Origin of the sequence: Neochlamydia sp. AcF84, from assembly GCF_011087585.1 — a bacterium.
Classification (GTDB): Bacteria; Chlamydiota; Chlamydiia; order Chlamydiales; family Parachlamydiaceae; genus Neochlamydia.
Genome location: NZ_VJOT01000051.1, coordinates 17,441 through 28,870 on the forward strand (window position 1 = coordinate 17,441; position 11,430 = coordinate 28,870).

Genomic DNA, 11,430 nt, shown 5'->3' on the forward strand with positions numbered 1-11,430 from the left:
GGAGTTGGCATGGCAAACATGATCTATCGTTCTCATCCCTGGCATGGCCTTTCTTTAGGGCCTCTGATGCCTCAAATTGTTAATTGTTATATTGAAATCGTGCCTACGGATACGATAAAATACGAACTTGATAAAGAAACCGGGATCCTAAAAGTCGATAGGCCTCAAAAGTATTCAAGTGTGTGTCCCAGCTTATATGGATTGCTACCTAAGACCTATTGCGGCCCTCATTTAGCTAGTTATTGTATGCAAAAGACTGGTCTTAAAAGTATTGAAGGCGATGGAGATCCTTTGGATATCTGCGTGTTCACTGAAAAAGTCATTCCTAGGGGAGACATTATTTTAAAAGCCATTCCTATTGGTGGATTTCGATTGATTGATGGAAATGAGGCAGATGATAAAATTATTGCTGTGATGGCAGACGATTTGGTTTATGGCAGCCTGCAAAATATTCATGAATGTTCGCCAAGCTTGATTGAAAGGCTACGTCATTATTTTCTAACTTATAAAGATTCCCCCGAAAGGACGTATAGCACTGTCCAAATTACTCATATCTATGATGTTAAAGAAGCCCATCATGTGATTAAACTCGCTCTTCAAGACTATGAAGATAAATATGGATCTGCTTCCAAGTCAGAAAATTTTTGGTAAAATAGTTGTCATACCCATGCAAAAGTATGGCTAGAGAATGAATCCTATGAGAGGGCAATCAAGAGCAATTATATTGAAAAAGGTGGCAAGAATGGTTATTGTGAAAGCGAAGAGCACTCCTAGTATGAACCCTACGGTTAACTCTTCAAATAAGGAACTAACTTAATGAGTCCTTTAATTTTTTTAGTGCTAGGTTTTATATTAATATTTATAGAGTTTTATCTGCCAGGTGCCCTAATGGGAATTATCGGAGGTATTTGCATATTAGCCAGCTTTAGCATGTTTGCTAGGCAAACAGAATCTTTCCTCTTGTTTATCTTATATGTGATGGGGAGTGGCGTGGCTCTTGCTTTTTTAATTAAATTTGCTCTCTGGCGCATTCGTACCGAAAAGCCTCAGCATAGCATTTACTCTGCAGATACCCAAGATGGTTATCGTGCTGTCAATTATGATGCTTCCACTATAGGCAAGTCAGCAGTAGTGTTGACAGATTTAAAACCTGGGGGATTTATTATCGTAGAAGGAAAACAGCAACCTGCTATTTCTCAGGAAGGTTATCTAGCTAAAGGGACTAAAGTTCTTGTGATTAGCGGCAATGAATCTAATTTAATTGTTAGAAAGGAATAAAACATGACTCATCAACTATTGGCCTTGCATTTAAGCTCGGAATTATATTTTTTACTGATTGTTCTTGCATTGGCTTCCCTTATTATTTTAAGCATGCTAGGAAAGTTTCTTAGTTTTTGGTTCCAAGCTTTTGTGTCGGGTACTCCGATCCCTTTATTTAACTTAATCGGTATGAGTTTGCGTAAAATTCCTCTACGAGTCATCGTCAACGCGCGCATTAATCTGTTTAAAGCTGGGCTAAAGCAAGTGACTGTCTCAGACTTGGAAACACACTACCTAGCTGGCGGCCATGTCTCTGAGGTGGCTACAGCTCTTATAGCTGCTGATAAAGCCAATATTCAGCTCGATTGGCGCCGTGCTACAGCGATTGATTTGGCAGGAAGAGACCTTCGTGATGCGGTACAGACCTCGGTAAATCCCAAAGTAATTGACTGCCCTAGCCATGGTGGCTACATCACAGGAGTAGCTAAAGATGGCATTCAAATCAATGTCCGCGCTCGGGTAACTGTAAGAACAAATATTGCGCAATTAGTAGGCGGCGCTACTGAAGAGACGATTATCGCTCGCGTGGGTGAAGGGATTGTGACCGCTATTGGTAGTTCTGAAACGCATTTACATGTACTTGAATCTCCTCATAAAATTTCGCAGGTTGTTTTGGAAAAAGGACTTGATTCTTCTACTGCTTTTGTTATTCTTTCTATTGATATTGTGGAAATGAACTTAGGCGAAAATATCGGTGCCAAGCTGCGTGCTGATAAAGCGGAATCCGATAAACGTATCTTCCAAGCTGAAGCAGAAAAAAGGCGAGCAATGGCCGCTGCGATGGAACAGGAAAATATGGCTAAGGTTAAAGACATGGAGGCTAAGTTAATTGAGGCTCAGTCTTCTATTCCTATGGCAATTGCCGAATCTTTTCGCTCAGGGCACATAGGCATTATGGATTTTACCCGTTATGAAAATATTCTTGCCGATACCAAAATGCGTAAATCTATCGCCGAAGAAAGTGACGATCGAAAAAAATAAGCCAGAAGCTTGATAGGCCTTAGCTAAGCTAATAAAAAATAAGGCCTTCAAGCTGCTTTCAGGTGTAAAAGTAAGCTTGTAGAGGAAATAATAAAAATTTTAAGAAAGCTTTGCTCTCAGCCATCCTATTAACAACTTTGTATAGGGAAAATTAAAATGCATATTATCGATACGATAGGTTTTTTAGTAAGCGTAGCAGCCATGCTTTATATGCTCATTAAGCTTGTTCAGCCTAATAAAAGATCTAAAAAACTTGCAAGCATCCAAGATGATGACCCCTTACAAGCTGAAAGATTGCACGATTTTCTTCATTCCTTAAATGCTGATATGGAGAAAAGCAAAAATTTTACTCACCACCCTCCCAAAAACTTAAAGCCCGTAAGCCTACCCCCCGAGTATAAGAAAAAAACCATCTATCATCAACCTGCTCACCAAAAGAAAGCTTTTAGAGAGGAAAATAAATTTAAATCCAATTTAGATGGCTTTCAGGTGCGCAATCAGATTGAAGAACGCCAATTTAATATGAATAGTAAAAATAAATATGAAGGGGATTATGGCGACCATCTCTTAAGCCAAGGCTTCCGGGAAAATAAGTCTGCTCCTCCTTTGATTTATAAGCGCTCTTCTCGTGTTAAAAGTTTAATTCATCATCTTCCTACTAAAAAAGATCTTATCCTCATTCACGAGGTTTTAAATCCTCCTAAGGGTTTTAGATTTTAACTATGTCAATCCTCGATAATTACCGAGCCTTACAACAAGAAATTGCGGAAACAGCCAACGCCTGTAATAGAAAGATAGAAGAGATTAAACTGATTGCTGTCACTAAAAAGCAACCTTGGGAATCTATTTCTTCCCTTTATAAAGAAGGGTGCCAAAATTTTGGAGAGAATAGAATCCAAGAAGCTCTCTCTAAGATTAAACAAGCTCCTCAGGAGTGCCAGTGGCACTTTATTGGACCTTTGCAAAAAAATAAAGTGCGCAAAGCGGTGGGCCCTTTTGTTTTAATTCATTCGGTAGATTCTTTAGAATTAGCTAGTAAAATAGCAGAGGTATCCAAGCAATTAAATTTAACTACAGCTATTTTACTTCAAGTAAACACTTCTCAAGAAAAATCTAAGCAGGGGATGAGTTACGAGGAGTGCTATCAAAATTTTAATGATTTTCTTTCTTTGCCCCACCTGGAGGTGCAAGGGTTAATGACGATGGCTCCTTTGACCGATAATGAAAAAATTATAGCTAAAAGTTTTGAAAGACTGCGTGGGTTAAAAGAATCTTTGTTAAAAGATTATAAACCTTTTAATCAATTACCCCATTTATCCATGGGAATGTCTCAAGATTTTAAGTTAGCCATTCGCGAGGGAGCCACTCTACTACGTATAGGCTCAAAGATTTGGCATTGAATTCTTTTCCTCTTTTTTTCAATTATTTGCCAGCTTTAGATAAACTTGAGCTGGAGCAGCAGCCCTCGATCATCAACTTTTCTAGATTTATCCAGCTCGGATATTCTATCCTCCCTCTTGATTAGATAGGAAGAAAAGCTAGCATTTTTGCTTAAAAATAGTCGTGCTATATATGTCCTAATAATTTATTCTTCTCTCTACTTTTTTATGCCTATAGATAGGGTTTTTATGAATGCTCTGCTGAATAAATTTATGCGTGTGAATAACACTTTTTTACTTTTGGTAGCTGTTTGCTGTGGCCTAATAGCTGGGTACCTGCATAATGAGAGGATATATAGCGTGGCCGAAAGCTTCTCAGCTGTATTCATTAATCTCCTTAAATTGGTCAGTTTACCTATCATTTTTCTTTCCATTGTCTCCACTTCTTCAGGAATGGAAAGTGCGCGTGAGCTAAAAATTTTGGGTCAAAAAGTCTTAAAATATACATTATTAACCACGGTTATTGCGGCTTCTATTGCTTTGATTTTATTTGTAGCTATAGATCCTGTGCGCCCTCATCTTCAGGAAATAAATCTTGAATCGGTAGCCACGATTGAAAAACAGGGAAGTTATGTACATTACCTCCAACAAATTATTCCCTCCAATGTTATCAAGCCTTTTAATGACAACAATGTTATAGGCGTACTATTTATTGCTCTTTTATTCAGCCTTTCCATCATTGCTCTGCCGGCGGAAAATCGCCATATTTTACATGCTTTTTTCTCGAGTCTCTATGCTGCAATGATGAAGATGACCACTTGGATCATCAAGCTCATGCCTTTGGCCATCTGGGCTTTCATTACCCTTTTCATGCGTGATTTACATGAAGGCTTAGAAATCGAAAGTTTGGCTCTCTATTTAGCCGTAGTCATTTTAGCTAACCTGGTACAAGGGATCATTGTATTGCCCCTCCTTTTAAAGTTTAAAAAAATTTCTCCTTTAGGGACTGTGAAAGGCATGTGGCCAGCTCTATCTATTGCCTTCTTCACCAAATCTTCCAATGCCGCCTTACCGATGGCTATGAAATGCGCCGAAGAAAGAGTGGGAGTTTCTCGTCGTGTAGCTAGCTTTGCTTTTCCCCTTTGTACGACTATCAACATGAACGGTTGTGCCGCTTTCATCCTTACTACCGTTCTTTTTGTCTCTATGAGCAATGGGATGAGTTATACACCTTTAGAAATGATTCTATGGGTTTTCCTGGCTACTATCGCTGCTGTAGGAAATGCAGGGGTCCCCATGGGCTGCTATTTTCTTTCGAGCGCTTTTCTAGCTACTTTAAATGTTCCTCTTAACGTATTAGGAGTGATTTTACCTTTTTACACTCTCATTGATATGGTGGAAACAGCTCTGAATGTTTGGTCGGACTCATGTGTGGCCACCATCGTTGACAGTGAAGTTTCTCCCCATACTGCTGCTTCTGCTCTCATTAATGAATCTCCTCTTAGCGCTTAAGATTAAAGATACAAGTAGCTCTAGAAGGTCTGGCCGTCTCTAGCGCTTTATTTAACGCTCATAGCTCAATCCTTAGATAATTAGATCTAAGGATTGGCGCATCAGTTTTTATATTTTTTCTCCTTACTAGACAGACATTCTTCCAAGAAGCAGTCATCTTTTTTAGTTTTTTGTAAGCCTGATAGATGCGATTAGCTCAAAAAAGGCTATCCCAATGATGCCATGGTTTTTTAAGAGGAGAGAGTTTTAGGGCGATGGGGGGATAAGAAGAAAAGGTGAATCTTAGGAGGAATTCTAAGCTTTTCACAAACGTGATAGCGGGCTCGGTCCAAAATCACTAAGGCATGAGAAGAAGCTGGCAGCGATTGATTGATCTGTTCGAGAAGATAATCACTGACTTAGCTATTTAAGAGGGGAAGAATGAGCCCCTCTGCTTTTCCTAAAGCGGGGCAAATAGCTGTCGCTAAATAGAGGGTAGGATAGGCTATTGGCTTAAGTGCTTTTGGCCGCTTTTCTTTTTTCGCTGCTACCTGGCGACAGTTGGGCGGGAGCCCCTAGCTTTGCTTCATCCTCAAACCATATTTCGATCTTGGGCTTAGGAAATTGATTGCTTAAGGCCTCGATGGCTTCTGAAACTTTTTTAAAAGAGGATTTATCTTACAAATATTAATAGTTGCAAGCAAGCGGATAGCTGCCATCTCTCCTTTAGATTGAGTCCAGTCACTCCGCTTGTTTCTTAATGCAGGGTTACAAAGAAGCCTTCCCTTTGGCCCGAGGTTCAAGGGGCGTTAAGCTAGCTGAAAGCCTCTCTTTAATTTTTTGAGCCAACTTATCGGCAGAGCCAGGAAAATAGCTAAGGAAAAGTGAGGGCTCGATCATTTCTACTTCCACCACGACTAGCGCAGAACCTTTCTTGATCACGTCTACTCTAGCATGTAAATAAGGTTGTTCAGTAGCGAGGAGAACCTTTTTGACTTCGTTGATCATCCAAGTAGGTGGGGTAACTGGTTGAACGGAGCCTCCATGTGCACTTTGCACCAAAAATTGCCCATCTGCCGGTTTTTTTAACACACAATGAATAAATTCTTTTTCAAAGAAAATAAAAGACCATTCACCTTCTGTCATGATCTCTTGCATGAAAGGTTGGATAATTAAGTCATAAGGATAATCTTTAAAGTGATCTTGCATTTTTTGAACAGTAGAAGAATTAAATCTAAAAGTGTGATCTCCACTAGCAGAAATACTAGGTTTTATCACGCATTCTTCCCATCCATATTTTTTTAAAAGATCGGGTAAGCTTTTTAGATCTTTAGAAGATAAGTAAATACTATCAATGACCTTAACTCCTTTCTCTGCTAGCTTTTCTAAATAAACTTTTGAAGCATTCCAGCGAATAGTGTTAAGGGGGTTAAAAAGAGGGATTCCTTGTTTTTCAATATCACTTAAGGTTTGCAAGAAAAAATTAAACTTAGCGGTATGATAGTCCCAAGTAGAAAAAACTAGCGCCGCTTGATAGTCTTTCCAATTGGTCTGAGGATCATCCCAAATCACCGAGCGAGCATCTATTTGTTGTTTTTGCAAAGCCTTTATTAATAAATTATCATCTTCTTTAAGTTCGTTGTAATTGCTACTTGTGAGCAAAGCAAGGCTAGCCAGGAGAGTAGTTAGAATCATACATTCCTCAATTTATAAATTTTTATCTAACGCAGGAAGCTAAAAGATTGTAAGCAATAATAGTTTGTTTTTCCATTTAAAATTTTTTTGTAGAGGGAGCTTTAAATTAAAGCTGGCTATCCTTTATCCTTGAAAAATCCATTAATCATTGAGGTCCAAACCAAGGTGCTGGGAGAGAGCTTAAATTATCCATCCTAAATCTTATGACCGAGTGTATAGAGCTGCCTTTTTCAAAACAGTGTTTTTGCTTTAATATTTTTATTTATGCATTTATCGATTGTTCTGCATTTTATTTTAAAGAGACAATAGAAAAGAGTGAGTGAGGATAGGCAAAAATGGATTTTATGCAGGCAGATCGCCAAAAAGTACTAGAAAGGTGAGGTAAGAAGAATTTGATCAAAAACTTGCGTAAAAAGGTACTAATCCGCATTAGTTGCTTAAAAAATTCTTGAAAAATGTATCCCGTAAGATACGATAGAGATATTATGCAAAAAAGGATTTTATGCAGGCAGATCGCTAAAAAGTATTGGCAAGGTGAGGTAAGAACAATTTGATCAAAAACTTGCATAAAAAGGTCCTAATCTGCATTAGTTGCTTAAAAAATACTTGAAAAATGTATCCCATAAGATACAATAAGGATGAAGGAATAGAAATCGAATTATACGAAACAGCAAATGGTAAGCGACCCTTTGAGATCTGGATCAAGGGTATCAAAGAAATCCATACACGGGCCAAAATCCTGGCATGGTTTGATCACTTAAGGCTTGGAAACTTCGGTGATTGCAAAACCTTACCAGAGGGGGTTTGCGAGCTTTAAGATTCATTATGGACCCGGGATTAGAATTTATTACGGAAAGATTGGGAATAAAGTCATTTTGCTTCTTTGTGGTGGTGATAAAAACTCCCAAGAAAGGGATATAGCTAAAGCAAAAGAGGATTTGAAAGATTATCAATCAAGAGAGTTAGATCATGGCAAGAAGTAAAAAATATCAAGAATTTCTGCTCCAGCACTTAAAAGATCACGATGAAGCTGTTGCATACCTAAATGCTGCACTAGCAAAAAGTCTTAAAGGTGATGAGGAATCCCAACATCTTTTCTTAATGGCTTTACGGAACGTCGTAGAAGCTCAAGGCGGCGTTGGCGCATTGGCTAAAAAAGCTCATGTAGGTCGTGAAAGCCTCTACAAAACCCTTTCAGAAGCCGGTAATCCTAAATGGCACACGCTTGTCTCATTATGTGTAGCAATGGGATTGAACTTGAGATTAAGTTAGACTATAATGATTGACATCGACCTTTTTCAATCTCCATTAAAAATAAAATTTCTCATGACGATACCTTAAGAGAATAATTAGCGCGAGTTATCGAATAAGAATAGTTTGAAGCATGATTTAAAGCAGCCTTAGGTTGTTTTCTTATCCGATAACTCGCATTAATGAGATTATCAATGCCTATGGCCATCAATCTAACCGCCTAATCTCATTAGGTGCTAATGGCAACGGATATCGTCGAGGGGAACTAAAATAAGAATTATATGAACCCACCAGCCATCATTGCTAGATACGTCTAGAAAACGTGAATGGAATATGAAGTTCCTCATGCATCAGATGCTGCCTTTCTATTTTTATGCACATCATTCGCTTTAAGAAGTATCTATTTTCTAATAATCCTTTGACCTACACACTCTGCCAAGAAAAGAGTAATGCCTGTGAGGCCTGGTCGTTTTGGCCGGCGTGTAGCCATTGGTTTGTGGGGAGTTGTGGGCTGCTATTTCTACGCCGGCCTCGCTGTAGAGGTCAGCTGCCTTTTATTTAGCTCGAGGAATGAGAAGCACGACGGCGCAAAGGAAGTTCTGCGAGGCTATAGGAACTTGAAAACCTGGCCCTTGATGAAAGGCTTTGTTTTTTCCTTGGGAAGTAGGATTAAAAATGACGAGAGCTAACGCTTATCCATTTATACTCAATAGCTGTTTTTTTAGTTTGAGGTAAAGCCTCCTGATAGACATAAGATAAAATTCTCTAATAAGACTATAGCCTTTGATCGATTTAAAGCTTATTCATTTTATTTTTCACATAGCATTCATCATGCTTGAATGTTGAGATATTATTTTTTATAGCATTTATTTTAAGCCTTCCTTAATATGATTGTTAATGAACATAGAGAAAAAATTTACAAGTCCTTGCTTATAAAAAGGTAGCGAAATGAAAATTTAGATAAAGAGAGGTTAAACAAATGAACCCTTTACCTCCCAATCCCTCTGTATTATTTCCTGTATTTAAGACTCTTTCTTGGTTTAAAGAAGAAACAAATACCTATGCGGAGATTGCAATCAAGATTTTCTCAAACTTGGGAGCTTCCGATCTATGTCAAGCAGAGGGAGTTTGTCAAGAATGGAAGCAGCTGATTCAAGCAAGTAACTTATGGAAAAGGCTCTATTTCCAAAAAGCTAGCAAAGTTTCCTCGTCAGAAAAAGAATCCCCTCTAGATACGCTCCCTTCCGAAATGTTGTTAAAAATTTTTTCCTTTTTGCCTGTTAAAGAACTTGGCTTTAGCCAGCAGGTATGCAAGAGCTGGTATGAATTAAGCGCAGACACTGCACTTTGGAAATGTTTACTTGGAAAAACTTACCCTGCTTTATCTGCTATATCCGACAAGATGAAAATCTCTCCCAAAGATCTAATTGTGGCTCAATACAATATAGAAGCTAATCGTGCACAAATTATCGATTTACTCCCTATGGCATTGGAAAAAGGACATAAAGAGGGCGCGCAAGCAATGTTTTCTTCTAATGGTAAGCATGTAATTATTTTTAATAATGACCTACCTACCTTTCCTGGGGACATTGCTCGTCACATTGTTAGCCTTTGGGATGCTAATACAGGAAAATGTCTACAGGTTTGGGAAGGAATTACTTGGAGCAGAGATCTATTTCTTTCTTCAGGTAGCCATTGGCTAATTATTAATAGATCTAAGTCCACTAGTCTGTGGGATGCCAACACAGGAGAATGTCTAAAAGCCTTAGAAGAAGACCCCTTGGGCACAGAAGTATTCTTTTCTCCAAATAAAGAACGGCTAGTTACCAGGGGTAGCTTTATTCGCCTTTGGGATGCTAAAACGGGAGAATGTCTGCAGGCTTTAGAAAGAGGGGAAACAAAAAATTGGGGGTCACGAACACCTTTTTCTCCGGATGGCAAGTGGCTGGCTATCGATAGCTCTAAGTCCGTTAGCCTTTGGGATGCTAAAACTGGGAAATGTCTACACACTTTGGAAAAACCGGGTAAAGAAAATCTGTCCACCACAATATCTTTTTCTCCGGATAGCGAGTCGCTAGTTATCGATAGTAATGAATCTATTAGCCTTTGGAATGCTAACACTGGGGCATGCTTACATATTTGGGATGAAATCAGGAGGGTAAACTCAGTAACTTTTTCACCAGATAGCCAGCAAATAGTTATCGACGACTATGAATTCATTCGCCTTTGGGATGTTAAAACTAGAGAATGGGTCTGCACTTTGGATGAATGCGAGGATGCCTCCAGCATATCTTTCTCTTCAGATAGTCAGCGCCTAATTGTTGAGAATGGCCAGTCTCTTTGCCTTTGGGATGCTAAAGCTGGAAAAAAGCTAAAAACTTTAGATGATCAGCTAGGGGCATGCGCAGAAATAATCCTCTTTTCTCCCGATAACCAGCGGATCATTGCCGATACCATAGATCTCATTCGCCTGTGGGATGCCAATACAGGAGAATGTCTACAAACTTTAGATAAACGGGAAAAAGAAGATTGGGATACAGAAATATTTTTTTCTTCAAATAGTGAAAAGGTAGTTATTTATCTCATCGACTCCATCCACCTTTGGGATGCACACACAGGGAAATGTCTAAAAAATTTGGAAGAGCCTGGAGATTTCAAACAAGCATTTTTTTCTCCAAACAGCCAATGGTTGGTTATTTCTGACCCATGTGATGTTCAACTGTTGGATGCTCAAACAGGCGAATACTTGCGCACTTTGGGAAAACACTTAGGACACGGAGGATATGAGCCAGCATCCTTTTCTCCTAATGGGGGACTATTATTGATTGGAATGAAAGTTTTCAATTTTTTCCCTGCTAAAAGCGATAGTTTTCAACCCACCGAATCTCCAATAAATCTAGACAATGAAGAGGGAGCAAGTAATCTAACTGAAGAATTGGTAACAGAAGAATCTAAAAAAAGAAAAGCCAGAAGTGCTAAAAGCCAAGAAGACAGGAGCCACGTTTCAGCGGCAGGGGAGCATCTTTGGCCTTCTCCTCAGAAAAAAAGGAAAAAAGAGGAGTAGGTTAAGGTTTCTAGATTTTCAAGCATTTATTTTAAAGAGTAATGTTTAAGCTAATTTCCCATCTAGTGCTACAATAATTTGGCAGCCATTCCCGCAAATAAAAATTTTAACGTTATTTAAAGATAATCCTTAGGTCTGCTTATCTAAAAACAAAAGGGTACCTTAAGCTTTCTTTGCCGAAGTTAATATTTAATTTAAATTTAAGAATTTCTATACTCAAGGGTTCAAAGGGCACTTTTAAGCTTTTTA

Annotated in this window: 10 protein-coding genes; 9 read left to right on the plus strand and 1 reads right to left on the minus strand. The window is 38.7% G+C overall.

Annotated elements, in window-relative coordinates; translation table 11 throughout:
- Positions 1-9: 9 nt before the first annotated feature.
- From NEOC84_RS05710 to NEOC84_RS05735, 6 genes are all read left to right on the plus strand, one after another.
- Positions 10-651: an inorganic pyrophosphatase gene (locus tag NEOC84_RS05710; protein WP_166156464.1), complete on the plus strand. Its 642-nt coding sequence runs from the start codon at positions 10-12 to the stop codon at positions 649-651.
- A 165-nt stretch (positions 652-816) separates the two neighbouring features.
- Positions 817-1,278, plus strand: coding sequence for an NfeD family protein (locus tag NEOC84_RS05715; RefSeq protein WP_166156467.1), 462 nt, complete (start codon positions 817-819; stop codon positions 1,276-1,278).
- 3 nt (positions 1,279-1,281) lie between these two features.
- Positions 1,282-2,301, plus strand: a complete 1,020-nt coding sequence (gene floA / locus NEOC84_RS05720) for a flotillin-like protein FloA (protein ID WP_166156470.1) — start codon at positions 1,282-1,284, stop codon at positions 2,299-2,301.
- Positions 2,302-2,457: 156 nt separating this feature from the next.
- Positions 2,458-3,021: a hypothetical protein gene (locus NEOC84_RS05725; protein ID WP_166156473.1), complete on the plus strand. Its 564-nt coding sequence runs from the start codon at positions 2,458-2,460 to the stop codon at positions 3,019-3,021.
- Between the two features lie 2 nt (positions 3,022-3,023).
- The gene (locus NEOC84_RS05730; RefSeq protein ID WP_166156476.1) at positions 3,024-3,701 is read left to right on the plus strand and encodes a YggS family pyridoxal phosphate-dependent enzyme; all 678 of its coding nucleotides are present in this window, start codon (positions 3,024-3,026) and stop codon (positions 3,699-3,701) included.
- Positions 3,702-3,953: 252 nt separating this feature from the next.
- Positions 3,954-5,192: a dicarboxylate/amino acid:cation symporter gene (locus NEOC84_RS05735; RefSeq protein ID WP_166156489.1), complete on the plus strand. Its 1,239-nt coding sequence runs from the start codon at positions 3,954-3,956 to the stop codon at positions 5,190-5,192.
- Between the two features lie 747 nt (positions 5,193-5,939).
- On the opposite strand, the gene NEOC84_RS05740 is transcribed toward NEOC84_RS05735, so the two are convergent.
- Entirely contained in the window at positions 5,940-6,866 is a 927-nt protein-coding gene (locus NEOC84_RS05740; protein WP_166156479.1) for a hypothetical protein, read from the minus strand.
- A gap of 776 nt (positions 6,867-7,642) precedes the next feature.
- On the opposite strand from NEOC84_RS05740, the gene NEOC84_RS09955 reads away from it, so the two are divergent.
- The 3 genes from NEOC84_RS09955 to NEOC84_RS05755 all read left to right on the plus strand — a co-directional run bounded on the left by NEOC84_RS09955 (position 7,643) and on the right by NEOC84_RS05755 (position 11,181).
- Positions 7,643-7,849, plus strand: a complete 207-nt coding sequence (locus NEOC84_RS09955) for a type II toxin-antitoxin system RelE/ParE family toxin (RefSeq protein WP_347566655.1) — start codon at positions 7,643-7,645, stop codon at positions 7,847-7,849.
- Entirely contained in the window at positions 7,836-8,138 is a 303-nt protein-coding gene (locus NEOC84_RS05750; RefSeq protein WP_166156482.1) for a transcriptional regulator, read from the plus strand. Before NEOC84_RS09955 ends, NEOC84_RS05750 begins: the two co-directional genes overlap by 14 nt.
- Positions 8,139-9,096: 958 nt before the next feature.
- Positions 9,097-11,181, plus strand: a complete 2,085-nt coding sequence (locus NEOC84_RS05755) for an F-box-like domain-containing protein (protein WP_166156485.1) — start codon at positions 9,097-9,099, stop codon at positions 11,179-11,181.
- Positions 11,182-11,430: the final 249 nt, after the last annotated feature.

Excerpts from the sequence above, each read along its gene's own strand:
- NEOC84_RS05710 (WP_166156464.1), top strand. The coding sequence starts at position 10 with ATGGCAAACATGATCTATCGTTCTCATCCCTGGCATGGCCTTTCTTTA.
- NEOC84_RS05715 (WP_166156467.1), top strand. The coding sequence starts at position 817 with ATGAGTCCTTTAATTTTTTTAGTGCTAGGTTTTATATTAATATTTATA.
- floA (WP_166156470.1), top strand. The coding sequence starts at position 1,282 with ATGACTCATCAACTATTGGCCTTGCATTTAAGCTCGGAATTATATTTT.
- NEOC84_RS05725 (WP_166156473.1), top strand. The coding sequence starts at position 2,458 with ATGCATATTATCGATACGATAGGTTTTTTAGTAAGCGTAGCAGCCATG.
- NEOC84_RS05730 (WP_166156476.1), top strand. The coding sequence starts at position 3,024 with ATGTCAATCCTCGATAATTACCGAGCCTTACAACAAGAAATTGCGGAA.
- NEOC84_RS05735 (WP_166156489.1), top strand. The coding sequence starts at position 3,954 with ATGCGTGTGAATAACACTTTTTTACTTTTGGTAGCTGTTTGCTGTGGC.
- NEOC84_RS05740 (WP_166156479.1), bottom strand. The coding sequence starts at position 6,866 with ATGATTCTAACTACTCTCCTGGCTAGCCTTGCTTTGCTCACAAGTAGC.
- NEOC84_RS05750 (WP_166156482.1), top strand. The coding sequence starts at position 7,836 with ATGGCAAGAAGTAAAAAATATCAAGAATTTCTGCTCCAGCACTTAAAA.
- NEOC84_RS05755 (WP_166156485.1), top strand. The coding sequence starts at position 9,097 with ATGAACCCTTTACCTCCCAATCCCTCTGTATTATTTCCTGTATTTAAG.